Genomic DNA, 24587 nt, shown 5'->3' with positions numbered 1-24587 from the left:
AGCGCCGTCCTGCGCTGTTTGCCAAGCGTCCACTGAGGGGAAAAGCCGGATGTGAGGGCTTTGCACTATTATGCTGCGACCGTCGCCACGGCCGGCCGGGGCCGGGTTAGCCCAACAACGGCAAGTGCGAGGACGACGAAGCCGGCCGCCACGAAGCCGATCGTGTGCAAGAGATCGCGCGCGAACAAGGCCCCGCCCGCTGCAGAGCCCACGGCCTGCCCGATATAGAGCACGGACGTGTTGAGCGAAACGGTAACCGGCGCCAGCGACGGCGCGGCCGCGACCAGGCGCACCTGCTGCATCGAGTTGGTCGAGGCAAAGCCCAGCCCCCAGATCGCGACCGAGAGGATCATCAGTGCAAGATTGCCGGCGCCCAGCGTCCATCCGGCGACGCCCGCGAGCAACAGGCACGTGAACAGAACGGATGTCCTGTAGGGCCCCCAGGTGTCGACGATGCGCGTGGCAATGAGGAGGCCGAGAAAGCCGCAGACACCGTAGATGCCGAAGACCAGACCGATCGTATCGGGACTGGCATCCGTCAGCTTCTTCAGGAGCGGCCCCATGAAGGTGAAGATCACGAACTGCCCGGACATCTGCAGCATGGTAATCGCAAGCAGCAGCACGATGGTGCGATTGCGCCCGACTTCGCGCCAGGTCTTCAAATCGACCGGCGTACCCTTCAGCCCCACCGGCATGCGCCATAGCAACAGGAGGAAGCTGAGGCAGCCAAGCCCGCCAATCGCGCCGTAGGATGCCCGCCACCCGTAGCGGCTTGCGATGAAGGTGATTAGCGGCAGCCCGACGGCCGCGGCAATCGACCATCCGAGAAACACATAGGCGATCGTGCTGCCGCGCTTTTCAACCGGCACGATGATCGCCGCAGTGCCGGCGGCCTGCGGGGTATAGAGCGCGCCGATCGCGAGCATCACCAGGCGAATGGCGAGCAGGCTCGCATAGTCGGGTGCGAGGGCCGAGCCGATATTGCCGACGGCAAGAAGCGCGAGCGTTGTGGTGAGCAGCATGCGCCGCTCGATCCGGCTGGTCAGCCACGCCGTCAGCGGCGAGCCGATGCAGAGCGTGATGGCGCCGAAGGTGATCAGAAGGCCCGCAGTGCGGATGGTGATGTCCAGTCCTGAGGACAATTCGGGGAGCATTCCGGCCGGCGCCAGCACCGAGCAGCCGGTGACGACGTTTCCAAGCATCAGGGCGGTAGGCGCGAAACGGCCGGCGGCGAGATCGGATTTCATGCAGGCGCATGTAGGCAGCAACGGCACGGCATGGAAGGGCCGATCAAATCTATTTCGGCGGATCTCTATTTCGCCGGATCCACAATGTCGCTGCGCGCTCCGGCCGTGTTCACCTTCGCCGGTGCGCAGGTGGCCAGCAGCCGGTCGAGTGCAGGGGCCAACCCCTCGTTCGAGAGCCGGCTGGTGCGGGAAGGCCCGACGCCGTCCGGGCCCTGCGCCGCCTCCGTGAAATCGAAGTGTGGCGCATCCGACAGCGAAAGCAGCGTGGCCCTCCTGAATTGCGTGCCCCAGAACTCAAATCCCTGCAGCGTGACGGGACTCGAGCTGAGCGCGAGCGAATTTGCGCTTCCCAGCGCCACGCGAACCGAGGCGGGGCTGGCCGCGGACGCCGCCGGACGCCGGAACTCGAGTGCGAAACGATCGAGATCGAAGCATGTCAGGCGCCAGGCAAACAAGCGAAAGGATTTGTCGGTGTCATTCCGCTCGGCGACGATCTTCTGCACCATGCTTCGCGTGCTGAACTCAAACAGCCACGGCGTCTCAACGTGCCCTCGTCGATCGATGCCGAATCGCGCGATCTCGTCGCGCGTAAGCACGTGCATGTCTTCATATCTCACGGTGTCGGCGAGCCTGAGCAGACCGAGGTCGCCACCCATCCTGGTGATGTAGTTCGTCAGCAGCTGATCGGCCCGGTCGAGGCCTCGCTTGTTCGCTGCTGCGCGCATTTCCGCTGTCGGCGTCTCGATACGGAAGAAGGTCACGACCTTGGGCGAGTGCACCCCGAGCACGGCATCCGGAGCGATCTCCCGTATCGCAGCGCCCAGGATCAGATAGGGACAGGCCGAGGCGCAAACGACCCCTCGGGTGGAGAGGTCGCCGCGCAATTCGCGCCCCGAGGCCTTCAGCTTCAGACAGACGTCGCTGTCCTGGGCCTCGAAGCCACACTCCTCCGCCTCCGTGCGCCCGACCCGCGCCACTGCGGACCGCTCCCGGAGCATGGCGCCCATCGCCACGGCCTGATCCAGATTTCCACCGGGCGAGGAGAAATAGATCGGCAGGCCACGATCGGGGACCTTGTGCAGGAATCTGCGAAACCGCGGTGCGGCTCCGGCGTCGATCGTGCCTTCAGCAGCGATCCAGCGGTCGCAACCGCGGCCGCAGGCATCGGGCCTTCCTTTGACGACATAGAACGTGATCGGCCGTTGCGAGGTCGGCGGTATCTTTGGCCGCATTGGTGGCATCGGGCGTGCCGGCAACGGCTGACGTAGTTGGGATGTCACAGGGGCTGCGAGACTCGGCCCGCGACCGGCGCGGCCCAGGCAGGAGCGGACGTCGGCCCGCCGACCATTGTCAGAAATGTGACCAGGACGATGCCGGCGCCTTCCCTGAGGCAAGTCGATCCAACCCAAGTCAATCCAACCCAAGTCAATCCAACCCAAGTCAATCCAACCCAAGTCAATCCAACCCAAGTCAATCCAACCCAAGTCAATCCAACCCAAGTCAATCCAGCGAACGTCACGAAGCAACCAACCCCAAAACCGGTAATCCATCCCCGATAAGCCCATGAAACAACAACCTGTGGACGCATGCAACGTCGAGATCGCGTCCGGCGCCGGGCTTCGAAACGGGATGTTTGCGGGCAATTTCCTCGTTTTGCCCGATTGCGCAGGCCGAATCGCCTGATATACCGGCTCGTTCCCGCTTACCTGCGCTCGTTCGCAGGAGTGAGCTTCAGGAGAAATACCCATGTCCGACGACCACAAGTCCGAATCCGGCTTCCAGTACAGCCTCAGCAATTTGAAGCCCGTGACCCCGGCCGCCAAGGTTACCCTCACCTTCCCCGACGGCGCCAATCGCCAATTCGACAAGGGCATTACCGGCCTCGACATCGCCAAGGGCATCTCGCCGTCGCTCGCCAAGCGCACCGTGGCGATGGCGCTCGACGGCGCGCTCGCCGACCTCAATGATCCCATCGAGTCTGATGCCAAGATCGAGTTCGTGGGCCGCGACGATCCCCGCGCGCTGGAATTGATCCGGCATGACGCCGCGCACGTGCTGGCGGAAGCCGTGCAAACGCTCTGGCCGGGCACTCAGGTCACCATCGGTCCGGTGATCGAGAACGGCTTCTACTACGACTTCTTCCGCAACGAGCCGTTCACCCCGGAAGATTTTGCCGCGATCGAGAAGAAGATGCGCGAGATCATCGCGCGCGACAAACCCTTCACCAAGGAAGTCTGGGACCGCGAGAAGACCAAGCAGGTGTTCCGCGACAAGGGCGAGGCCTTCAAGGTCGAGCTGGTCGACGCCATTCCCGGCAGTGAGCCGATCAAGATCTATTTCCAGGGCGACTGGTTCGATCTGTGCCGCGGCCCTCATATGACCTCGACCGGCAAGATCGGCAACGCCTTCAAATTGATGAAGGTGGCGGGCGCCTATTGGCGCGGCGATTCCAACAACCCGATGCTGACCCGCATCTACGGCACCGCCTTCGCCAAGCAGGAGGACCTCGACGCTTACCTCAAGCAGATCGAGGAAGCCGAGAAGCGCGACCATCGCAAGCTCGGGCGCGAACTCGACCTCTTCCACTTCCAGGAGGAAGGTCCGGGCGTGGTGTTCTGGCACCCCAAGGGCTGGACCATCTTCCAGCAGCTCATCGCCTACATGCGGCGACGCCTGACCGGCGACTACAGCGAGGTCAACGCCCCGCAGATCCTCGACAAGGTGCTGTGGGAAACCTCCGGCCATTGGGGCTGGTATCGCGAGAACATGTTCGCGGCGCAGTCCGCCGGCGACGAGGCCGAGGACAAGCGCTGGTTCGCGCTGAAGCCGATGAACTGCCCCGGCCACGTGCAGATCTTCAAGCACGGCCTGAAGAGCTATCGCGACCTGCCGCTGCGGCTCGCCGAGTTCGGCGTGGTGCATCGCTACGAGCCGTCCGGCGCCATGCACGGCCTGATGCGTGTGCGCGGCTTCACCCAGGACGATGCGCATATCTTCTGCACCGAGGATCAGCTCGCCGACGAGTGTCTGAAGATCAACGACCTGATCCTGTCAACTTATGCCGATTTCGGCTTCACCGGCGACCTCACCGTCAAGCTGTCGACCCGCCCCGACAAGCGCGTCGGCACCGATGCGATGTGGGATCATGCCGAGCGCGTGATGGCAACGGTGCTGCGCGAGATCCAGTCGCAGAACAACCACATCAAGACCGAGATCAATCCCGGCGAAGGCGCGTTCTACGGGCCGAAGTTCGAATACGTGCTGCGCGACGCCATCGGCCGCGACTGGCAGTGCGGCACCACGCAGGTCGACTTCAACCTGCCGGAGCGGTTCGGCGCGTTCTATATCGACCATGACGGCGGCAAGAAACCGCCGGTGATGGTGCACCGCGCGATCTGCGGCTCGATGGAGCGCTATATCGGCATTCTGATCGAGCACTATGCAGGCAACTTCCCGCTCTGGCTCTCGCCGGTGCAGGTGGTGGTCACGACCATCACCTCGGAAGCGGACGAATACGCCAAGCAGGTGGTGGAGCTGGCACGCCGCGCCGGCCTGCGGGTCGAGATCGACCTGCGCAACGAGAAGATCAACTACAAGGTCCGCGAGCACTCGCTGGCCAAGATCCCGGCGCTGCTCGTGGTCGGCAAGAAGGAGGCCGAGACGCATTCGGTCTCCGTCCGCCGGCTCGGCAGCGACGGCCAGAAGGTGATGCCGACGACCGAGGCGCTGGCTGCGCTCGTCGACGAGGCGACCCCGCCCGACGTCGAGCGGGCGCGGGCCACGGTCTGATCGCTGAAATCGGTCTAAACTCGCTTTCGGTTGCGGGCATGCATGCCTATCTCGGGTAGGCATGCCCGACGACCAGCCGAAGAGGGAACTTCCGTGCCCGACGCCATCGAACTTCTGAGGACCCGCCGTTCCGTCAAGCCGCGCGAGATGGCGGGGCCCGGCCCCTCGCCGTCCGAGCTAGAAACGATCCTGACCATCGGCGCGCGGGTGCCGGATCACGGCAAGCTCACGCCCTGGCGCTTCATTGTCTTCGAGGGCGAGGCCCGCGCGCGCGCCGGCGAAGTGATCGCGCGCGTGTTCGCGCGCAAGAATCCGGGCGCGCCGGCGGCCGACATCGAGGTCGAAAAGAAGCGGCTCACTGACGCGCCGCTCGTCATCGGGATCGTCAGCTTTACCAAGCCGCATCCGAAGGTGCCGGCCTGGGAGCAGGAATTGTCGGCCGGCGCCAGTGCCATGAACATCGTCACGGCCGCGACTGCGCTCGGCTACGGCGCGTGCTGGCTCACCGGCTGGTTCGCCTTCGACCGCGACGTGCTGGAAGGGCTCGGCCTGAAGCCGGACGAGAAGCTCGCTGCCTTCGTGCACATTGGCAGGCCGACCAAGCCGACCGAAGACCGCCCGCGGCCGGCACTTTCGGAGATCGTGACGCGGTTCTAGCGCAGATCCGGACCCGAAGGGCCGCGTTACTAGCGCAAGTGTGCAGCGGTTTTCCGAAAAGATCGTGCGCAAACAAAGACCTAAAGCACGATAACGATTGATCCCGATCTCATCGCGCTTTAGTCTAGTCGACTTCTCGGAGTTGACGGACCACGCGACTTCCGGCTTTGATCTTGCTGCGCCGGCCGGGCAGGATACCGAAGTGAAGCTTGCTCACGCCTACGCCGCCGCCTGACGCTGCGCGGGCTCCCGCCATGACCACCACACGACGAACGTTCCTCGCCGGCGCAGCGCTGCTCGCCGGCACCGCCGTGCGCAGCCGCGCGAACGACGCCCCCGCGCCCTCGCCCGACCAGCTCGAGCGCATCACGGCATTCTTCGACAACGAGGTCGCGGCCCGCCGGCTGCCGGGTGCGGTCATCCTGGTCCAGCAGCATGGCAAGCCGCTTTATCTGAAGACCTTTGGCGTGCGCGACGTCCGTATCGCCCAGCCAATGACGCCGGACACGATCTTCGCCATCCACTCCATGACCAAGCCGATCACGAGCCTAGGGGCGATGATGCTGATCGACACCGGCAAGCTCGCGCTCGCCAATCCGGTCTCGAAGTACATTCCCTCCTTCGCCGATACCAAGGTTGGATTGGAAGTCACCAATCCCGACGGCACGCTGTCCCTCGACATGGTGCCGCCCAACCGTCCTGTTACCATCCAGGACCTGATGCGTCACACCTCCGGCATCAGCTACGATTACATCGGCGGCAAATGGGTCGAGCAGGCCTATCATAACGCGATGATCTTCGCCGGCCAATTCGACAACCGCGAGTTTGCCGAGCGCATCGCTCGACTGCCGCTTGCACGTCAGCCCGGCACGCTCTGGCGTTATGGCCATTCCACCGACGTGCTCGGCCGGGTCATCGAGGTGATCTCGGGGCAGACGCTCTACGAGTATCTCAAGCAGAACGTGCTCGATCCGCTCGGCATGACCAGCACCAAATTCGTGCTGACGACGCCCGACGAGTTCAAGCGGATGGCAAGGCCGCTGCCGAACGACACCATCCTGCTCGACGCCGAGCGTGATCGTCTCGCGCATCCCGAATGGGAATCCGGCGGCGGCGGCCTGCTCTCGACCATTACCGACTACGGGCGGTTTGCGCAGATGCTGCTCAACGGCGGCGAGCTCGACGGCAGGCGCTATCTGAGCCCCGCTGCCTTCAAGGACATGACGACGGATCACATCGGGCCGGGCTCGGGCGTTGACCGCGACTATTTTTATTTCCCGGGCGACGGCTTCGGCTATGGCTACGGCCTTGCGGTGCGCACCGATCCCGGCGATGCCAAACCGCCGCCGCCGGGCTCGATCGGCGAACTGAAGTGGGATTCCGGCAGCGGCACCTACTTCGGCGTCGATCCCAAGCTCGACATGATCTACGTCATGATGCAGCAGACCCAGACCGAGCGCGGCCGCATCACGCCCGCCTTCAAGGCCCTCGTCTACGACGCCTACCCTCCCGGGCTACGGCGCCCGTGAGGCGCGCTGTCCGAACTTGGTCAGCAGCTGCGCGATCTCGCCGGCGGGACACGCCGCGCTGAACAGGAAGCCTTGCACCTCGTTGCAGCCCTCGGCGCGCAACCAGTCGAGCTGATCCTCGGTCTCCACGCCTTCCGCGGTCGTAGTGATGTTGAGGCTGCGCCCCAATCCTGAGATCGCACGCACGATCGCGACGCAATCGGGCCGCTGCGCGAGGTCTTTGACGAAGGAGCGATCGATCTTGATCTTGTCGAAGGGGAAGCTGCGCAGATAGCTCAGGCTCGAATAGCCGGTACCGAAATCGTCCATGGAGATGCCCACACCGAGCTCGCGGAGCTGATGCAGGGTCGCGAGATTGGCATCCGTCTCGGCAAGGAAGATCGACTCGGTGATCTCGAGCTCGAGCCGTTTCGGCGACAAGCCCGATTGCGCCAGCGCCGAGATCACGACCTGGACCAGGTTGCGGCTGCGGAATTGAGCAGGCGACAGGTTGACCGCGACCTTGATGTCGACAGGCCATTTCACCGCCTCGCTGCAGGCTTCGCGCAGCACCCACTCGCCGAGCTGGGTAATCAGCCCGATGTCCTCGGCGACCGGAATGAACTCGGCCGGCGAGACCATGCCCTTTTCGGGATGTCGCCAGCGCAACAGGGATTCGAAGCCGGAGATGCGATCGGAGGCGATCGCGACCAGCGGCTGGTAGTGCAGCTCGAACTCGCCATTGGCAAAAGCGTGCCGCAGATCCAGCTCCATGTCCCTCCGCTTCTGCGCCTGGAGATCCATCTCCTTCTCGAAGAAATGGTGCACACCGCCGCCATCCGATTTCGCCCGGTAGAGCGCCATGTCGACATTGCGCATCAAATCCTCGGACGTCAAACCATCACCGGGCGAGAGCGCGATCCCGATGCTGGCGCCGATTACCAGTTCCAGGCCGTCGATCTCGTAAGGCGCGCTCAACATCTCGATCAGCAGGCTCGCGCAGGCGCTGGCTTCGTTCGGGGAGACGTCGGCGGCCAGGATCACCGCAAACTCGTCGCCGCCGAGCCGCGCGGCGAGATGGGCGCCGCGGATCGCGGTGCGCAGACGTTCGGCGACCTCCTTGAGCAGGCGGTCGCCCATGGGATGACCGAAGGAGTCGTTGATGTTCTTGAACAGGTCGAGGTCGATGCAGAGCACGCCGACCCGCCTGCCGCCGGCCTGGTCCAGCGCCTGCTTCAGGCGCTCCTGGAAATATTCTCGGTTCGGCAGATTGGTGAGCCCGTCATGATGGGCCATGTAGGCGATGCGCGCCTCGGCCTTCCGCCGCTCGGTGATGTCGACCACCGCGACCAGATAGCCATCGCGGCCTTCGAACGTGACGCGGCGGCCGAAGGTCAGGACCTCGATCTCGCTGCCATCGGCGCGCAGGTGCCGCCAGCTGCGAGAGGAGCGATAGGTGTCGCCGATGCGTTCGAGCGCCTCGTTTTGGCTGTCCCATTCGTCCTGCGGCCAGATCTCCGGCAGGCTCATGCGCAGGAAGGTGGCGCGGCTATAGCCGTAATGCTGGACCGCCGCGTCATTGACGCTGAGGAATTGCTTGGTCTCCGCGTCGAACACCCACATCGGCATCGGGTTGTTGTCGAACAGGAGCCGGAACGAGGCGTCACGCCGCTTCAGCGCAGTAACATCGGACATCGTTAGTGAGACCACGTCGGCAAAGACGGTGGCGCTGAGCCGAAGATAGCGGCCGTCGGTCTCGATCTCGAGTTGCACACCGCGGCCGCCAGAGACCACCGCAAGCAGAAGTTCCCGGACATCGGGCGATGCCAGCAAATTGCCGCCATCCCCGAGGCGGCGCCACAGCAGGTTGCCGCTCGGAACCTTCAGGATCAGTTCGGCGCTCTTGTTGTGGTGCACGACCTGGAAATCGAACGGCCGTCCATTGGCGTCGCGCAGCGTCGCCAGTGACACGACCGCATCGTCGGTCGCGGAGAAGATCGCATCAAGCAGATTATATTGCGTGCCGCGCTCGTTGATGTAGGCGCCGATCAGCGTGGTGCCCCAGCGCGAGGCGGTCGGCAGTGCCAGCACGTCGTAGGTCCTGACCATGCCGTCGCGGACGCAATGCGCGTTTGCGAGATGCGGCCGGCCGTTGTCGAGCGCATTCGCTGCGGCCTCGATCAGCGCAATAGCGCAATCCGGAGCGAGCGCGGCAACCGAGATGTCCCAGCGCTCGTCACCAAGCCATGTCTGCACGTAGCGCCCACTGCGCGACAGTTCGAGCGTGCCGTCATGTCTGAGCAGCGCGATGTGGTCGGCAAGCCGTCAGAGGCTCCCCAGCATCACATCTTCATAGCGCGGCAGCCGTTCGCCCGGGCGAAGGGCGGTGCGCCATTTGCGTTGAAGCACCGGGATGTCGTCGAACGTTTCGGCGGCCGGTTTTCCCGGCGTCTTCTTCGCGGCAGTCATAACGTTCCCCACGCACTCCTGACGTGGCATCCAATGCAGGCCGACTTAACGGTATGTAAAAGATATCCCGCCGCAGGGCGCGTTAGAGACTGTGACAGTTTCGTCTCGCTCTCGATTTTTCCAAACCGTCCCCGCGCGAAGATCCTGGATTGCTTCGCGGAGCCTGTCATCGGGCCGCGCTACGCGCGGACGCGCGGACCCGGTGGCTCGCCCTACGGGATCTCCTCGACGGCAAACGTCGATCGCCGCCTTCCGGCGTCTTCGCGGGGACCGCGTCACGCTCGTCAGTCCCCGCTCGAAGCTGCGGACCGGTTGTTCAGATAAGCCTGGGACAGCAGGAAGAAGAGCGCGCGCTCACCCTGATACTTGGCTGCCGGACGGGTGCGCTCGTATCCATCGGCAAACACTTTGCCCGACTGGTCGCAAACCTGCCACCGCCAGCCAAACCGCTTGCGCCTCGTGAGGACCACTTCGAACATGCCGACGGGCTGCGCCCCCTGCTCGTTGCCGGCCACGCGGGGCGAAAGACACAAGTCCCGCGCATCCGGCCCGTTGGACGGATGCCCGACATATAACGCAGCAGGAGCGAAAGAGAACAAAATTGATTATCGGAATTGCGCTGCAGGTGCGGTGTTTCCCCAGGCCTTGCGCCTGAAGACGGATTGGTAGTGCACTCGCCGGAAACACAAGGCGGAATGGCCGGTAAGCAGAGACTCACCGATCAATCCCATGGCGAGCCTCAGCGGCCGACTCGCGCCTGCAAAATGCGCTGGCCCCACAGCCTTGGCTTTCGCGCGCGCGACGCAGAGGTCGACGAGAGCCTGGCTGGCCTTTCGTGCGCTGGATGAGAAGCGCGGCACGATGTTGGGAAATCGCTCTGGACGAAGGTGGTGCCCAAGCCGGCGCTTACCTTCCCCGTGTTGGTCGAGGCGCTCGTTATCGGAGATGATCAGCGCGCGACGACCTCGACTTCGCCATCGACGCCGTTGACGACGTTGAAGCCACGCTCATAGACCTTGCCTTCGTTCTTGGCGATGGCGCGGTATTCGCCTTCGGAGAGCACGACGCGCGGGAAGGCGCCGATCGATTCCTTGATCACGTCGCCGCCGGGAGTGAGCACCGACCAGGCGGTGTTGGCGAGCGCCTCGCCGCCCTTGTCGCTGACAAGCTTCAGCGTGATCACGGCGGCGCGGTGCGTGATGGTCACGTCAGTGAGCTTGCCCGCCTGAACGCGGATGTCGGAGCGCACCACCGAGTTGGCGTCGCCATAGTTGGAGATGATGTAGTAGGTCCCTTCCGGCAGCAGCACGACGTCGCCGGCGGCGACGTTCGGCACCAGCGAGGAGCGCTCGCCGCCTTCGAACTGGCTGCCCTTGTAGATCGCGAACGAGATCTGGTTCTGCGGGATGCGGCTGGTGCCGACGCGGCCCTCGATGCGCAGCCCTCCCGCCGGGAGCACGAAGGCCTCGCGGTCCGTCTCGGCCTTCAGACTCACCGTTCGCACCGCGCTGACGAGGCCGAAGGCGACGTGCACGACGTAGTTGCCGGGTGGCAGCACGATGTTGGGCGTGGCGTTGCGGTCCTCGCGGATCAGCTTGAACGTGCCGTTCTCGTCGGGACGGTCGGCGAACACCCGCCACACCAGCCCACTGGTGATCGGCGGCAGGTCCTTGCCGTATTTCGCGGTCAGCGACAGCACGGCCTGGCCGGGCGCAGCCGCCCCCATGGGCGCGGCCGGCGGAACGGTCGAGAGCGAGGGCGGGATGGTAGGAGAAGCCGGCTGCGTCAGCGTCGGAGGCAGGCTCGGCGGCGCCGCGCCCGAGGGCGGCGCAAGGCTGACGGCCGCGCCGGGATCGGGTACGGCGGCCGGCGGCACCGGCGGCGGGCGGTCGGAAAACAATTGCGCGTGAGCGGCGCCCTCGCCAAGGAGGAAACAGGCAAGCCAAACGGCTGGCAGCAGCCATCCGCCGCGCCGCCATCGTCTGATGCCGTCACCCCCGAAAATCATGTTCACCTGCTTTCACCGAAAACGCGGCAAATTCAAGCCACCGGAACCCCGGGAAACACCTGTTTCTGGAACCAAGCGGAACCTCAGCTAGTTAGTTTTGCAGCAATCGGCCACCGCCATATTCCTGCCCAGCGTCCTTCCCAAAGCGGCATAAACCATGCTTTGCCGTGTTTCTGGCGGAGCGGGATCGCGGTACCTAGTCTGGTCGGCGTCAGTCGGGTCGTAGGAGATCTTCGGTGCTGGATATGTTGAAGGGGCGCGGCGCGAACGGCTCCAACGGCGAGAAAGTGGGGCTCGGCAGCATTCGCCGGCCGGTCATCGGCCTTGCGCTCGGGGGCGGTGCAGCGCGCGGCTTTGCCCATATCGGTATTCTGAAAACGCTGCTGGCCAACGGCATCGTACCGAACGTCGTGGTCGGCACCTCGATCGGCGCGGTGGTCGGCGGCGCCTATGCGTCCGGTCATCTCGACACGCTGGAGGATTGGGCGCGCAGCTTCCAGGGCGTGCGCAACATCCTCTCCTATCTCGATATCCGCCTCAACGGCTCCGGCCTGATCGGCGGCGAGAAGCTCGCGACCCGGCTGGAGGCGGCGATCGGCCAGACCCTGATCGAGGATCTGTCGATCAAGTTTGCCACCGTCGCCACCGAAGTCCGCACCGGCCACGAGATCTGGCTGACACGCGGCCGCATGGTCGAGGCGATGCGCGCTTCCTATGCGCTGCCGGGCATCTTCGCGCCCGTACTGATCGGCGACCGCTGGCTGGTCGACGGCGCGCTGGTGAACCCGGTGCCGGTCTCTGCAGCGCGGGCGCTGGGCGCGGAAATCGTCATCGCTGCAAATCTTTCCAGCGACATCTTCACCCATTCCACGACGATCTATTCACACGGCGCGATGGCCGCTCCGGTCGAGCCGGCGACAACCGAGGATGCTGCGGCCAAGGACACGGCCAAACGGCGCTTCCCGAGGTTTTTCTCGCCCGAGCGCACGGTGAAGCGCGAGTTCTTCGGCGGCGGCGGACGACCCGGCATCTCCTCGGTGATGGTGGATGCGTTCAACATCATGCAGGACCGCATCACCCGCGCGCGTCTTGCGGGCGACCCGCCGGACATGCTGATCACGCCGCGTGTCGGCCAGATCGGCTGGTTCGACTTCCACCGCGCTGACGATCTGATTGCCTTCGGCGTCCGCGCCGCCGAGCGCGCGATCGACTCCATCCAGGAGGCGATCCACGTGCTGGCGCCGGCGCCGGAAGGCACCGCGCCCAAGACGAGCGACAAAACGGGCGACAAGGCCGCCGAGAAAGTCAGAGAATAAGGCTCAGGCCGTCTTGATGTAGTCGCGCAGGGCTTCCTGCTCGGCCTCGTATTCGCGCACGCGCCATTTGACGACGTCGCCGATCGAGATCAAACCAACCACCTTGCCATTGTCGATGACCGGCAGATGGCGGAACTTGCCCGTGGTCATCATCTCCATGATCTCGGCGACCGTATCGGTATCCTTGCAGCTCACGACCTTGCGGGTCATGACATTGGCGACCGGCTCGTCCAGCACGCCGGCTCCGCGCTCGCCAAGCACGCGCACGATGTCGCGCTCTGACAGGATGCCCTCGATCCGGTTCTGGCTCATCACGAGCACCGCGCCGATCTTCTTCTCGCTCAGCAGCTTGATTGTGGCCGATACCTTCGCGTCGGGCTCGACGCTCGTGATCTGGTGGCCCTTTGTGTCGAGGATAGAACGTACCGTCATTGCCGCCTCCCTGAATCCGACCCTGCCCTCCAAGCTTGGGGCCGGTCTTGTTCGCGAGTCTTCAACTAACAGTCTCAATGCCGGGTTTCATTCCCAGGCGCCGCGCGAAGCAGGGCCGCTACCGGCTTGTCGCATCACGACATTCTTCGCATGCGATGATGGATGAAATCGCTCCATCCCGCAAGCGCCGCTTCAGATGCGATCTGAAATGTCCTGTGATGACGCATCCGCAGCATCGGGGCGTACGCGCGGTACGGGATCGAACAGCGAGAACAAGAGAAGCCCCGCGAAGAAGCCCCCGATATGCGCCTGCCAGGCGACGGTCGCGCCCTCGGTATCGACCCCGATGGCCCCGATGCCGAAGATGATGTTGGCGCCGAACCACACGCTGAGAAAGCCTATCACCCGTCCGTCGCGCAGTGCCCGCGATAGCGGCAACGCCGGCACCTTTGCCGCCGTGTCGGCATCGCTGCGGCTGAAGGACAGGAAGCTGCCCCGCACGAAGGCAAAGCGGATCGCGGCCGCCATGGCGCCGGATACCGACGCCGACGCCCCGATCATCGGCGCCACCGCATGCTCATGGGTGAGCAGATGAGCAAGCGCGCCGGCCGCCGCCGTCACCGCCAGGAATAGGTAGAAGCGCACCGGCCCCAGGCGCCGTGCGAGCGCGCTTCCGAACGGCAACAGCCACAGCACATTGAAGCCGAGATGGGTGAGATTGGCGTGGAGCAGCGAATAGGTGACGAAGGTCCACACCTTCGCACCGGTGCCGCCGGGGATCGCGAGATTGAGCAACGAGGAATCGTAGCGCTTCGGGATGAAGCCGAAGACGTCAATGGTCCAGTTTTCGAGCTCCGGCGGCAGCAGGACCCGCAGATGGATCACCGCCAGCAGCGCGATGTAGGCCGTCAGCGCGCCCGGCAGCGTCAAAACCGGCTCGCGCGGCGCGTCCTGAAGTGCGGCCGGCTCATCCGGCGGGGAATTTGGCGGGGGGTCCAAGGGATTTTTTGCCTTCAAGGCGTAAGCAGAGCGACAAGCGTGGAGATAGTCGCCTTTGCCCACCCCGTGCAAGTGCACAAAAGGAAAAGGGAGGGCCTGGGAAAGCCCTCCCTGTCCGTGCCGGCCTTCCCGGACCTGCAAGGAATGAGGAGTATCCCACCCTCCCCGCAGCCCGCGGCCAAACTGTTTGACGCCTTGTGTACAGGCCCCGCCGAGAACCTGGAGAAAAGCGGCGGAGCTTGCGACCGCCGAAACCATAGCAGCCGCGCGAACGGGTTAAAGCCCATCGTTAATTTAACGTTAACGACGCAAAGAGCTGCCCCCGAGGGCCAAAAACCCGCCTCCGGCATGGACGCTGCAAATCCTCTCCTGCACAACAAAGAAGGGGCCCGAAGTGCACTGAAGTGGGACAAGTCTGTCCCATGACGTGTGGCCGAGGGGCTAACGTAGAATCATGAAACATCCGTCAAGCCGCGAATTCTTCGCCTACTGGGACGACAAGCGCGGCACCGCGCGGGCGCCTGATCGCGCCGATATCGATCCGGCCGCCGTCCGCGGCCTGCTCGGCGACATCTTTGTCCTCTCCTGCGAGCCGACGCTCGGCTTTCCTTTCCGCGTCGCCGGCACGCGAGTCTGCGCGCTCGCCGGCCGCGACCTCAAGGATCAGAGCTTTGCCGCGCTCTTTGCGGGCGAAAGCCGCACCGAGATCGAGGAGATCACGGCAATCGTCGCCGAGGAGACACTCGGCGCCATCGCCGGCCTCATCGCAACGCGGCAGGACGGCACCCGCGCGCATCTCGAGCTCTTGCTGCTGCCCTTCAACGCCCGTCCGCATACCCCGGTGAGCGTCACCGGCGTGCTCGCTCCGTTCGACGACGAATACGGCGCGCTCGGCGAATTCACCCTCACCTCCTGGCGCTATCTGCACCAGCCGGAGAAGCTGTTGCCCCGCGCCATCCGCAAGCTGCAGATCGCACGCGGATTGATGGTATATGAGGGGCTGAGATAGGCGCGCGCCTCGGGCGCGCGGGAACATCGTGCAGTCACAGTGGCGCCGCGCCGAGCCCTCCGACATGCCGGCGATCATCGCGATCGCCACAGTCGTCCATCCCGATCTGCCAGAGCGCGCGGACGTGCTGGCGGAGAAGATGAGCTTGTTTCCGGAGGGTTGCCGGGTACTCATCGCAGGCACGGATGTCTTTGGCTACGGTGTCGCTCACCCCTGGACGCTCCACCTCCGCCGCTCGACGACTTCCTGCAAAGGCTGCCGTCGGCGCCGGACTGAAGGTGCCGTTCGGCTGGTGGAAAGCTTGATCGTCAGATCGTGGCTGTGCGGACGCGACTTGGGCTCGGGCACGATCAGCGCCTCACCTTCGAGATCGGCGATCTTGTGAGCGGTGGTCGACGCCATTCTACAGCTCGAACGAATGATCGCATTCGTAGCAACCATTAAATGGTGGCTGTGTTCTACGCCCTTTTGATCATCCGAGCCCGCCACGATGACGCCGTACTCGCGTCCGTCAAGGCGTGGCCTGGCGGCAGATAAGGTGAGTTCTGGCGAGCGACGGCCAGCCTTGACGGACGCTGCGCGCGGCGTCGTGAGAGGCCGTAGGTCGGGACGAAGAAACTCGTCCCGGTCCAACTAAGAAACAGAGAAGGATCGCACCGGCGGTTCGCCGCACCATGGCGTGCCGCGAGCCACCACTGTGTTGGCAAAGATGAGCATCTTCCTGGCACAGGCAACGAGCGCGCGCTTGTGTTCCTTTCCGGCTGCGGTCAGCCTGCGGTAGAGCTCGATGAGCTGTGGATTCCATCGAAACGATGCAGCCAGTGAAGCGGTATAAAGGGCGCGACGCAGCCGCTTTCGTCCGCCTTCAATATGCCGAACCCCGACCTGGTCGCCGCTGTCGTCGTCATAGGGCGCAAGTCCGGCGAGAGCGACAGCTTGCTCCCGTGTGATCCGGCCGATCTCAGGCAGACGCACCAGGATGGCAACGGCGGTCGGCAGCCCGATGCCGTCGACGCTGTTGATCAGCGCAAGCCTCTTGGCAAGGTCGGGATGCTTGCAGATCGAGGCGACCAGAGCCTTGAGTGCGGCCTTCTCACGTTGTTCCAAACGCGCGATATCCTCATGCCAGAGCTGGTTAATCCCTACATTGCGGCAGCTCTCGATCCTGTTCTTGAGGCGCGCGATATCCTCGCCGATCTGATCGATCATGGTCAGTTGCTCGGCGAATGGCCGCAACCGAGGATCGGGAGCGGCATGGATCTTCCGCACCGCTGCGGTGCAAGCTGCGATAAGAGCAGCATCGATCTTATCGTTCTTGGCCCGCCGCAAGTGGAATTTGGCATAGGCCCGGACCTGAGCCGGCTGAAACACCACAACCACAAACCGCTTGCGTCGCAGTTCAGCGACGACAGGCTGTTCGTAACCGCCGCTCGCCTCGATGCCGATGCGCTTGACGCGATGCTGTCGCAGCCACGCCAACAAAGCCTCGTGACCTTCCGACGTGTTCTCCACCTGCAACTGCTCGCGGCGGCCCTCGATCGCCACATCAAGCTTCCGTTTGCCGGTATCGACCCCGGCACAGGTCGTGGTATGCTTGCCCACCTTCGTCGATCCCTCCCTTGTTATGCGAACCTCAAGTTCGTTCAACCATTCGGGTCCCGATGAAGTGCCGGTCGCGATCTCGCTACGTCGGACAGCCCTTAAGGCTTCGATGGGTACCGATCCGATCGAACGGCGACCCAGCTCGGGCCGTCACCCGGGCTGGGCCATTCCTCACGGAACGGCACCATCATAAGAGATCGGGCTAATACAAGGGTGGGTTAGCCGAAGGCGTAACCCACCTCTTTGGCTTCCGCGCGTTGAGTGAGGTGATGGGTTACGCTTCCCTAACCCAACCTCCGGCATCCCGCTCGCGGCAGCTACGAGCGGCCCCTTGTGGCGTCGGCAGTTCGATCCCAAATCGCCACTGCACGAGATGCACGCAACACGGGTGACTCATGGAAGATATCGCTTGCCGACAAGCTCGCGACATTCCAGGAGTTCTGGTCTCCACGCACCGTCGCCACCTTCAATGACTGCGATGTGATGGTGGTGAAGGTGAAGGGAGAGTTCAACTGGCACAAGCACGATGACACCGACGACTTCTTTCTCGTCCTGAAAGGCAACCTCGACATCGAATTGCGCGATCGCACGGTGACGCTCAAGCCGGGCGAGCTTTATATCGTTCCCCGGGGCGTCGACCATCGACCGGTGGCGCATGAAGAGGTTCATCTCCTGTTGATTGAGCCGACCGGCACGCCGAACACCGGAAACAAGGCGACCGCGGCACCGCGCAAGCTCGCCTAAAGGGCCGATTGCCCTATCGGACACTAGTCCCGAAAGGTCGCCAGCTTGCTGAAGCTGCCGGCAAGCCTTGCTCTGGCCTGCGCAACATGGTCGCGCGCCGCGTGGCTCAAGGCACGAATGGCACGCCAGGCTTCGGTCTCTTGCAGCCAAGCCTTGGCCTCGACGAACCTCGTATAGGCCCAGGCGAAGGCTGGAATCCTCATCAGCTTGTCGCGCGTGAGATGGAACAGGCGCTCGACCAGCACGAGCTTGAGCAACTCGCCGACGAGGAAAGCCGCAGCGCCACTCAAGACCTGGCCGGTTGCGGCCAGATAGGCGGCCACGGGCTTGATCGGTTCCAGGATGATCACGGGCACGGAGAACAAGGCGAGCGAGGGATAAGGCGGCAGCGATCTGATCCAGGCCCGCAACCGCTTGAATTCCAGATGGCGTCCAAGCCAGCGCGATATGGGCCTCGCCACGGCCATGAAGACCGCGTCCACCAGAAAGTAGACGGCGGCCAGGACGTAGGTGACTGGTTTCAGGATTTGCTTCACGGTCATTCTCCCGTGAAGAGAAAGCCGAAACTTGGACCTAAGTTTCACCGCCGCGCGGATATCTCGCGGAGTCTTGATGGAACTTTCTGGGCAAGGAAATCACGCGAGCAGTTCCGGCCACGGCACGATGGTCGACTTCACCGTCTTCATCGCCATCGCATCCGCCACCGCCTGCGCGACGCCCTGTTCCGTGAACGGATAGATCGTCTGCATCTTCAGCCACGGATATTTACCCGCCGTGCGGTAGAGCATGTCGACGCCGAGCGGCAGATCGTTGCCCGTAAAGCCCCAGGAGCCGAGCACGTTGAGGTCCTTGGTGCAGATGCGATGCCATGAGGTCTCGATCGATCCGGCATCCGTGAACTGGCCCATCTCGACATAGGTGCCGCCGTCGCGCAGCATCTCGATGCCTTCGGGGCCGGCGGTAGGATGGCCCGAGCAGTCCATCACGAGATCGGCACCGAAACCGCCGACGATGTCGCGCACGGCCTTGATGCGATCCTGCGGTGACTTCTGCTCATCGATATTCACCGTCGCCTCCGCGCCGAACTCGCGCGCAAGCTTGAGCCGCGGCTCTTCCGGCGCGCCGACGCAGATCACGCGGCCTGCTCCCATCTCCCGGGCAGCCGCGACCGCGAGAATGCCGATCGGACCCGTCCCCTGGATGACGACCGTGTCGCCCCAGGTGAAGCCGCCGGCGCGGCTCGCGCGGTTGAAGGCGCGGATGCAGGACGTGAGCGGCTCGGACAGCGCGCCCAGCCGCAGCGACATGTCGTCGGGCAGCTTGTAGATCTTGGTGCCCGGCAGCATGTCGAGATCGACATAGACATATTCGGCCCAGCCGCCCCACAAATGCGGCGCCATGTCGAAGCCGAGGTAGCGGCCGTAATAGACCGGCGTCAGGCACTTGTTGGCCGTCGCCGGATAATGGATGCAGTAGTAGCAGCGGCCGCAGGGCATCAGCGGCGGGATCATCACCTTTGATCCGACGTGAAGGGGCTTGCTCATGAAATCCTCAGTGAACTCGTCGCCGCATTCGACGATGACGCCGCCGAGCTCATGTCCGAGCGTGAAGGGCCAGGGCAGCGGCTTCGGCCAATGTCCCCTGAGAATGTGCAGGTCGGTACCGCAGACGCCGCAGGCACCGATCTTGATCAGGGCGGCCTTCTTCCCGACCTTCGGCCACGGCACGGCGCGGATGACGGGTTCAGCGCCCGGCCCGGCGTGAGTGCATACGCGGATCGACTCCATGGCGATTTCCTTGCTGCCCGTCTTGTGTCGAATGTCGCGAGCTGATGCGGAGCGTATGTGAGGCAGACGGCGCTGCCAAGCAGCCGTAGCCCGCACGGAGCGCATCGGAATGCGGGACCCGGATTTCGCCGCGCGCTCTATCCAGGCTATGAGGCCGCTTGACCAAGGACATCAACCTCACCCCAGGGCATCCCGCTAACGGCATCCCGCTAACGGCGCGTTAACCCTATGCGCCTTAGGGTCGTTGGGACTCCGCCCAGGCGGGGGTCGGGTAGTGAAAATGGCGTTGGCGAACAAAAAATTTCTTCCGGCCGCCGAGGAACGTCGGCGTTTCCAGCGGGTGAAAGTGCATCTGCTCGGCCGCTATATGCTGCCGGACCGCCGTGAATTCCCCTGCCAGGTGATCAACATGTCACCGGGCGGCCTCGCTTTGCTCGCGCCGGGCATCGGCAATGTCGGCGACCGTGTCGTCGCCTATCTCGACCATATCGGCCGCGTCGAGGGCAAGATCACCCGGATCATCGACAACGGGTTCGCCATGACGATCGGGGCAACGCCGCGCAAGCGCGACAAGCTCGCCGCCCAGCTCACCTGGCTCGCCAACCGCGACATCCTGAATCTGCCGGAAGATCGCCGCCACGACCGTATCGTGCCGCGCAACCCGATCGCGGTGCTCACGCTCGAAGACGGCACCAAGATGACCTGCCGCATCATCGACCTGTCGCTGTCCGGCGCCGCCATTGCCGCGGAGAACCGGCCGCCGCTGAAATCGCAGGTCATGCTCGGCCGCGTCCAGGGCCGCGTGGTCAGGAACCTCGAAGATGGCTTCGCGCTCGAGTTCGTCCACGAGCAGCCGGTCGAGACTCTCGAAGAGAGCGTTACCGCGCGGTAAAGCGCAACGGTTTGAAAAATCCAGCAATCGAGCCGGAAAAGGCGACTTCGCAGCGCGGACGCCGTCTCTTCCGCACCTCGCGCGGATGCGGCTGCCGGTTAACGCGGGCGGCCACGCGGAGCGAAAACGCTGAGTTCCCCGACCTTCGTCCGTTAATGCCTACAATTTTATTCAATTGCAGTATTCTCGAATTTTAGTCGAGTTCTACTCAAATCTAAATCGCATTCAGCGCTCGTTTTACTTGTATTCGTCTCGACTTGACTTGGCTCACTTAGCGGCAACGCAAAAGCTTCGTGCGATTTGTGGTCCCAACAAGAAACAGGGGCCACGATGTTCGACTTCAGGGGACAGGGGAAAGGGCTGGCGGTTGCGGCCATGCTCTTCGGGATCAGCGCGACGGTGCAGGCCGGCGAAGGCCGCCTGCTCTACGCGAGCCTCGGCGACAACACGCGTGCGCCGATCGGCTGGGTCGAATTCTGTACCGACAATGCTGCCCAATGCCAGGGCGGTCCGTCGCAGCCGCGCGACATCGTGATGTCGCAGACGGCATGGCGCGATCTGCTGAAGGTCAATCGCTGGGTCAACGAGACCATCAAGCCTTTGACCGACATGGAGCACTGGGGCGTGATCGAGAAGTGGTCGTTGCCGACGGACGGTTACGGTGACTGCGAGGACTATGTGCTGTTGAAGCGCAAGATGCTGATCGACGCCGGATGGCCGCGCGAGGCCCTGCTGATCACCGTCGTGCGCGACAAGAAGGGTGAAGGACACGCGGTGCTGACGGTCAAGACCGACAAGGGCGAGTTCATTCTCGACAATCAGAACGAGAATGTCGTCGCCTGGACCGAGACCGGCTACCGCTTCGTCAAGCGCCAATCGCAGAGCGATCCCAACGTCTGGGTCTCGCTCGGCGATACCAAGCCGGCGGTCTCCACCGCCAGCGCAAAGGATCAGTAGTCAGCAAGGAACGAGTTACGCGACCCGGTCACATCCCCACCCCTCCCCGTCCCAGACCGGTTCGCGCGCGGCCAGCCATCCCCCAATGGCTGGCCGCAATCTTTTCTGGTGGGTTCAACCGCTCGCACCAGGCGGCGGAAGAAGCATCGTGATCCGGTCGCGACGATCGGCTGCATCACGCTGTTGACTGCGTGCTCGCCAATCCGCCGTCCCATCTCGGTATCGACCCGGGTCGAGGACAGGTAGTGAAATCCGGCCCAGACGCGAGCATTCGCAACCTCGTCGGCGAAACTCGCCATGCCTGGAGCCGAAACCTTCTTAACCTAGGTGAATTATCGATGGGGGCTCGCAAGTGGTGAGGCGAGCCATGCATTTCCTGTCGCCGGGTGACGTATTTTTCATGTCGATGATTACCGGCCTCGTTCTGTTGGCGGAGGTCGGGCTTTTCATCGTCTTGGGCATCATCTGAGGGTCAAATCGGTTCCGCGGCGTGGAACAGACGACCTCTCCAATCGTTCACCTTGGCCGGAGGATCGTGCCATGCGTGTCAACGATTCCGAGCCACTGCGCAGTCCGACCGAAATTCGGAACCGCACTGTGGACGAGTACATCGCACAATCGTTAGAGCAGTTGCGCATCTCGTTGGACCTTCTGAAGCTCAGAGTGCCGAGAACTTGGGGGTGGATCGACTATCGTGCCTATGTCATGGACCCTGACGGACATATCGTCGGCCGCTTTGATCTGATGTGCGCCGATGACGCCACCGCGAAATTGCGAGCGGAGCTACTGGCAGATCACGAGGTGATAGAGCTTTGGCAGGGTTTTCGGCGCGTCGCTCGCTTTGAGCCAACGCTTATCGTGCCCGCACTTGAGGCGACATGAAAAATCCTTCGCCGGGAATGCGCAAGGCATTGCGTCAGGCTCAGCTCTACGGGCATCTGGTTGTCCGAAATGACAGGCTGTATCACCCTGGAGGCAACCATCCGATCTGCTCTGTTCAGACCGCGCGGGAGATGGTCAGGTCCGGGTGGATGAGGAAGCGAGACGGCGAATACGAGATCACACAGGACGGACAGCTCGCCGCCGAAAATGAAAGCTTGCATTGACGCGAGTCTCTGGCCCCACGGAGGCTTGGCGATCCCCGCCTTCAGGCGCCAAGCACGTCGGAGAGTCGCGGCTCGTCCGCGGCCGGCTCTCTCAGGAACAGCTCGGCCTCGATCTCCGTCAGATGTGAGAACATCAGCTCGCGTGCCTGCGACTTGTCCCGCTTGCGGATCGCGGTGACGATCTCGGCGTGATGGCTGGTACCGCAGGCGGGCGTGTCGTGGCGGCGATAGAGCAGGATGATCAGCGAGGAGCGCGCGATCAGCTCCTTGAGAAAGCCGGCATAGATGCTGTGGCCGGACATCTCGGCGACCAGCCGGTGAAACTCGCCGGACAGCCGGATCGAGGCCCTGGCGTCGCCGCGGCTTTCCGCCGCGTGCTCCTCGGCCAGATGTTGTTGCAAGCGCTCAAGCCAATCCGGCGACACCGCGTCGATGGCGTGATCAACGATCGACGGCTCGATCAGCCGCCGCGCCTCGAACACCTCGCGCGCATCTGCCGGCGTTGGCCGCGCAACAAAGGCGCCGCGATTCTTCTCGATGCTGACGATCCCCTCATGCGCGAGCTGGTGCAGCGCGGTGCGGACCAGGGTGCGGCTCGCGCCGTAGATCTCTCCGATCTCGTCCTCACCGAGCTTGGTGCCCGGCAGCAGCCGATGCTCCAGGATCGCGGTCGTCACACCCTCCCGGATACGGCTGACGCGGTCACTGCCATTGTCGGCTGCGAGCGATGTGTCAGACTTCGGCTGAGCTTTGGCGGCCATAGACTTTGGCTTGTTGAATGTGGGCTCGTTGATTTGGAGCTCGATCGTTGGCTCCAAAGGTTAGTCGACCGGCCGTATCCAATGACAGGCGAAACTTTATACAATCCCTGACCATTTTGCGTGCATCATGCTTTGCGGTGGCTACCGCCGCGCCGCCCGGATTTGCCGTCTCCGGGCTAACGATCTGACATTGCTACGCAGTTCCGAAAAAAATGCCGCGGACTTCCGCTTGGCACGGGCCTTGCCGAGGGAAGCGCTAAATCGTCCTTTCCTTGGGAGCCCCATGGCCCTTCCCGCCGCCCTTGAACTTGTCTCGGTCACCAAGCGCTATGACACGACGCTGGCGGTCGATAGCGTCAACCTCAAGATTCCGGCCGGCACCTATTGCTGCCTGCTCGGCCCCTCCGGCTGCGGCAAGACATCGACGCTGCGCATGATCGCCGGCCACGAGGCAGTCAGCGAGGGCGACATCATCCTCGGCCCCCACAACGTCACCGACCTGCCTCCGGCCAAGCGCGGCACGGCGATGATGTTCCAGTCCTACGCGCTGTTTCCGCACCTCACCGTGCTCGACAACGTCGCCTTTGCGCTGAAGATGCGCGGTATCGATCGCGCGACGCGCCACAAGCGCGCGGGCGAGCTGCTCGAACTGGTGGCGATGACGCCCTATGCCGCGCGCCTGCCGGCGCAGCTCTCCGGCGGCCAGCAGCAGCGCGTGGCGCTGGCTCGCGCCCTGATCACCGAGCCGCAGATCCTGCTGCTCGACGAGCCGCTCTCTGCGCTCGACCCGTTCCTGCGCGTCAGGATGCGCGGCGAGTTGAAGCGGCTGCAGCGCGAGCTCGGCATCAGCTTCATCCAGGTCACGCACGGGCAGGAGGAGGCGATGGCGCTCGCCGACCACATCGTGGTGATGAACGGCGGACGGATCGAGCAGCAGGGCAGCGCTCGCGATATCTTCCATCATCCGCGCACCGAATTCGTCGCGCGCTTCATCGGTGGGCACAACGTGCTCTCCGATGCCGGCGAGATGATCGCGGTGCGCGCCGATCAGCTCGGCATCAAGCCCATCGCGGACGGCACCTTCGGCGCCCCGGCACTTTTGACCGAGACCGAGTACCAGGGCTCCTATGTCGCCGTCTCGCTCACGCTCGACGACGGCACCACCCTGTTCTCCCACGTTCCCGAGGCCACCTTCGACGCCCACCCCTTCCGTCCGGGTGATCGCGTGCTGGCCACCTGGGACCCCGCCAAGGCGCAGCGTCTGCAATAGCGCCATCCAGTCCAGAAAATGCGCAACACAGAGG

Annotated in this window: 22 protein-coding genes and 1 pseudogene; 11 read left to right on the top strand and 12 right to left on the bottom strand. The window is 63.8% G+C overall.

Going from position 1 to position 24587, the window contains the following annotated elements:
• Nucleotides 1–68: 68 nt before the first annotated feature.
• On the bottom strand, nucleotides 69–1247 hold the full coding sequence (locus QA640_RS17465; RefSeq protein ID WP_283041816.1) for an MFS transporter: 1179 nt from the start codon (nucleotides 1245–1247) through the stop codon (nucleotides 69–71).
• 65 nt (nucleotides 1248–1312) lie between these two features.
• Nucleotides 1313–2479 (bottom strand): hypothetical protein, encoded by a 1167-nt coding sequence (locus QA640_RS17460; RefSeq protein ID WP_283041815.1) that lies wholly within the window; start codon nucleotides 2477–2479, stop codon nucleotides 1313–1315.
• A 514-nt stretch (nucleotides 2480–2993) separates the two neighbouring features.
• Here QA640_RS17460 and thrS point away from each other — a divergent pair.
• From thrS to QA640_RS17445, 3 genes are all read left to right on the top strand, one after another.
• On the top strand, nucleotides 2994–5036 hold the full coding sequence (gene thrS, locus QA640_RS17455) for a threonine--tRNA ligase (RefSeq protein WP_283041814.1): 2043 nt from the start codon (nucleotides 2994–2996) through the stop codon (nucleotides 5034–5036).
• 93 nt (nucleotides 5037–5129) lie between these two features.
• Nucleotides 5130–5693 (top strand): nitroreductase, encoded by a 564-nt coding sequence (locus tag QA640_RS17450; RefSeq protein ID WP_283041813.1) that lies wholly within the window; start codon nucleotides 5130–5132, stop codon nucleotides 5691–5693.
• Nucleotides 5694–5947: 254 nt separating this feature from the next.
• Nucleotides 5948–7222: a serine hydrolase domain-containing protein gene (locus QA640_RS17445; protein WP_283041812.1), complete on the top strand. Its 1275-nt coding sequence runs from the start codon at nucleotides 5948–5950 to the stop codon at nucleotides 7220–7222.
• On the opposite strand, the pseudogene QA640_RS17440 reads toward QA640_RS17445, so the two are convergent.
• The 3 genes and pseudogenes from QA640_RS17440 to QA640_RS17430 form a co-directional block, all read right to left on the bottom strand.
• Nucleotides 7208–9670, bottom strand: a pseudogene (locus QA640_RS17440) (EAL domain-containing protein). The gene QA640_RS17445 and the pseudogene QA640_RS17440 overlap by 15 nt on opposite strands.
• 284 nt (nucleotides 9671–9954) lie before the next feature.
• Nucleotides 9955–10149, bottom strand: a complete 195-nt coding sequence (locus tag QA640_RS17435; protein WP_283041811.1) for a hypothetical protein — start codon at nucleotides 10147–10149, stop codon at nucleotides 9955–9957.
• 470 nt (nucleotides 10150–10619) lie between these two features.
• Nucleotides 10620–11678, bottom strand: a complete 1059-nt coding sequence (locus QA640_RS17430; RefSeq protein WP_283041810.1) for a hypothetical protein — start codon at nucleotides 11676–11678, stop codon at nucleotides 10620–10622.
• Nucleotides 11679–11914: 236 nt separating this feature from the next.
• Here QA640_RS17430 and QA640_RS17425 point away from each other — a divergent pair, with 236 nt between their 5' ends.
• The gene (locus QA640_RS17425) at nucleotides 11915–12994 is read left to right on the top strand and encodes a patatin-like phospholipase family protein (protein WP_283041809.1); all 1080 of its coding nucleotides are present in this window, start codon (nucleotides 11915–11917) and stop codon (nucleotides 12992–12994) included.
• Nucleotides 12995–12997: 3 nt separating this feature from the next.
• Here QA640_RS17425 and QA640_RS17420 read toward each other — a convergent pair whose 3' ends face one another.
• Together QA640_RS17420 and QA640_RS17415 are read right to left on the bottom strand one after the other, a co-directional pair.
• Complete coding sequence (locus tag QA640_RS17420; protein ID WP_283041808.1) at nucleotides 12998–13426, bottom strand: CBS domain-containing protein; 429 nt, start codon at nucleotides 13424–13426, stop codon at nucleotides 12998–13000.
• Nucleotides 13427–13618: 192 nt separating this feature from the next.
• Entirely contained in the window at nucleotides 13619–14425 is an 807-nt protein-coding gene (locus QA640_RS17415; RefSeq protein ID WP_283041807.1) for a rhomboid family intramembrane serine protease, read from the bottom strand.
• Between the two features lie 454 nt (nucleotides 14426–14879).
• Here QA640_RS17415 and QA640_RS17410 point away from each other — a divergent pair, with 454 nt between their 5' ends.
• On the top strand, nucleotides 14880–15434 hold the full coding sequence (locus QA640_RS17410; protein WP_283041806.1) for a PAS domain-containing protein: 555 nt from the start codon (nucleotides 14880–14882) through the stop codon (nucleotides 15432–15434).
• 207 nt (nucleotides 15435–15641) lie between these two features.
• Here QA640_RS17410 and QA640_RS17405 read toward each other — a convergent pair whose 3' ends face one another.
• Nucleotides 15642–15836 (bottom strand): hypothetical protein, encoded by a 195-nt coding sequence (locus QA640_RS17405; protein WP_283041805.1) that lies wholly within the window; start codon nucleotides 15834–15836, stop codon nucleotides 15642–15644.
• 231 nt (nucleotides 15837–16067) lie between these two features.
• Nucleotides 16068–17036 carry an IS110 family transposase gene (locus tag QA640_RS17400; protein ID WP_283041210.1) on the bottom strand — a complete coding sequence of 323 codons (969 nt, stop codon included), beginning with the start codon at nucleotides 17034–17036 and terminating at the stop codon, nucleotides 16068–16070.
• Nucleotides 17037–17438: 402 nt separating this feature from the next.
• Here QA640_RS17400 and QA640_RS17395 point away from each other — a divergent pair, with 402 nt between their 5' ends.
• A complete protein-coding gene (locus QA640_RS17395; RefSeq protein ID WP_283042816.1) occupies nucleotides 17439–17780 on the top strand; it encodes a cupin domain-containing protein in 342 nt (113 codons plus the stop codon).
• Nucleotides 17781–17803: 23 nt separating this feature from the next.
• On the opposite strand, the gene QA640_RS17390 is transcribed toward QA640_RS17395, so the two are convergent.
• A complete protein-coding gene (locus tag QA640_RS17390; RefSeq protein WP_283041804.1) occupies nucleotides 17804–18322 on the bottom strand; it encodes a hypothetical protein in 519 nt (172 codons plus the stop codon).
• A gap of 93 nt (nucleotides 18323–18415) precedes the next feature.
• Nucleotides 18416–19567 (bottom strand): zinc-binding dehydrogenase, encoded by a 1152-nt coding sequence (locus QA640_RS17385; RefSeq protein WP_283041803.1) that lies wholly within the window; start codon nucleotides 19565–19567, stop codon nucleotides 18416–18418.
• Nucleotides 19568–19847: 280 nt separating this feature from the next.
• Here QA640_RS17385 and QA640_RS17380 point away from each other — a divergent pair, with 280 nt between their 5' ends.
• From QA640_RS17380 to QA640_RS17365, 4 genes are all read left to right on the top strand, one after another.
• Nucleotides 19848–20459 (top strand): PilZ domain-containing protein, encoded by a 612-nt coding sequence (locus QA640_RS17380; protein ID WP_027527896.1) that lies wholly within the window; start codon nucleotides 19848–19850, stop codon nucleotides 20457–20459.
• Between the two features lie 330 nt (nucleotides 20460–20789).
• Nucleotides 20790–21416 (top strand): transglutaminase-like cysteine peptidase, encoded by a 627-nt coding sequence (locus QA640_RS17375; protein ID WP_283041802.1) that lies wholly within the window; start codon nucleotides 20790–20792, stop codon nucleotides 21414–21416.
• Nucleotides 21417–21956: 540 nt separating this feature from the next.
• On the top strand, nucleotides 21957–22298 hold the full coding sequence (locus QA640_RS17370; RefSeq protein WP_283041801.1) for a hypothetical protein: 342 nt from the start codon (nucleotides 21957–21959) through the stop codon (nucleotides 22296–22298).
• Complete coding sequence (locus QA640_RS17365; protein ID WP_283041800.1) at nucleotides 22295–22522, top strand: hypothetical protein; 228 nt, start codon at nucleotides 22295–22297, stop codon at nucleotides 22520–22522. The genes QA640_RS17370 and QA640_RS17365 overlap by 4 nt, the downstream gene beginning before the upstream one ends.
• A 41-nt stretch (nucleotides 22523–22563) precedes the next feature.
• Here QA640_RS17365 and QA640_RS17360 read toward each other — a convergent pair whose 3' ends face one another.
• Nucleotides 22564–23283 (bottom strand): GntR family transcriptional regulator, encoded by a 720-nt coding sequence (locus QA640_RS17360; protein ID WP_283041799.1) that lies wholly within the window; start codon nucleotides 23281–23283, stop codon nucleotides 22564–22566.
• A gap of 283 nt (nucleotides 23284–23566) precedes the next feature.
• Here QA640_RS17360 and QA640_RS17355 point away from each other — a divergent pair, with 283 nt between their 5' ends.
• Nucleotides 23567–24553, top strand: coding sequence for an ABC transporter ATP-binding protein (locus QA640_RS17355; RefSeq protein ID WP_283041798.1), 987 nt, complete (start codon nucleotides 23567–23569; stop codon nucleotides 24551–24553).
• Nucleotides 24554–24587 lie beyond the last annotated feature (34 nt).

The organism is Bradyrhizobium sp. CB82 (assembly GCF_029714405.1).
GTDB lineage: Bacteria > Pseudomonadota > Alphaproteobacteria > Rhizobiales > Xanthobacteraceae > Bradyrhizobium.
The sequence above is the reverse complement of the archived record's forward strand: the minus strand, read 5'-3'. Positions and strand labels throughout refer to the sequence as shown.

Bases quoted from the DNA above. Each gene is read 5' to 3' on its own strand.
- QA640_RS17445 (WP_283041812.1), top strand. From the start codon at position 5,948: ATGACCACCACACGACGAACGTTCCTCGCCGGCGCAGCGCTGCTCGCC.
- QA640_RS17390 (WP_283041804.1), bottom strand. From the start codon at position 18,322: ATGACCGTGAAGCAAATCCTGAAACCAGTCACCTACGTCCTGGCCGCC.
- QA640_RS17380 (WP_027527896.1), top strand. From the start codon at position 19,848: ATGGCGTTGGCGAACAAAAAATTTCTTCCGGCCGCCGAGGAACGTCGG.
- QA640_RS17375 (WP_283041802.1), top strand. From the start codon at position 20,790: ATGTTCGACTTCAGGGGACAGGGGAAAGGGCTGGCGGTTGCGGCCATG.
- QA640_RS17405 (WP_283041805.1), bottom strand. From the start codon at position 15,836: ATGGCGTCGACCACCGCTCACAAGATCGCCGATCTCGAAGGTGAGGCG.
- QA640_RS17465 (WP_283041816.1), bottom strand. From the start codon at position 1,247: ATGAAATCCGATCTCGCCGCCGGCCGTTTCGCGCCTACCGCCCTGATG.
- QA640_RS17460 (WP_283041815.1), bottom strand. From the start codon at position 2,479: ATGCGGCCAAAGATACCGCCGACCTCGCAACGGCCGATCACGTTCTAT.
- QA640_RS17430 (WP_283041810.1), bottom strand. From the start codon at position 11,678: ATGATTTTCGGGGGTGACGGCATCAGACGATGGCGGCGCGGCGGATGG.
- QA640_RS17385 (WP_283041803.1), bottom strand. From the start codon at position 19,567: ATGGAGTCGATCCGCGTATGCACTCACGCCGGGCCGGGCGCTGAACCC.
- QA640_RS17420 (WP_283041808.1), bottom strand. From the start codon at position 13,426: ATGACGGTACGTTCTATCCTCGACACAAAGGGCCACCAGATCACGAGC.
- QA640_RS17410 (WP_283041806.1), top strand. From the start codon at position 14,880: ATGAAACATCCGTCAAGCCGCGAATTCTTCGCCTACTGGGACGACAAG.
- QA640_RS17370 (WP_283041801.1), top strand. From the start codon at position 21,957: ATGCGTGTCAACGATTCCGAGCCACTGCGCAGTCCGACCGAAATTCGG.
- thrS (WP_283041814.1), top strand. From the start codon at position 2,994: ATGTCCGACGACCACAAGTCCGAATCCGGCTTCCAGTACAGCCTCAGC.
- QA640_RS17435 (WP_283041811.1), bottom strand. From the start codon at position 10,149: ATGTTCGAAGTGGTCCTCACGAGGCGCAAGCGGTTTGGCTGGCGGTGG.
- QA640_RS17355 (WP_283041798.1), top strand. From the start codon at position 23,567: ATGGCCCTTCCCGCCGCCCTTGAACTTGTCTCGGTCACCAAGCGCTAT.
- QA640_RS17360 (WP_283041799.1), bottom strand. From the start codon at position 23,283: ATGGCCGCCAAAGCTCAGCCGAAGTCTGACACATCGCTCGCAGCCGAC.
- QA640_RS17365 (WP_283041800.1), top strand. From the start codon at position 22,295: ATGAAAAATCCTTCGCCGGGAATGCGCAAGGCATTGCGTCAGGCTCAG.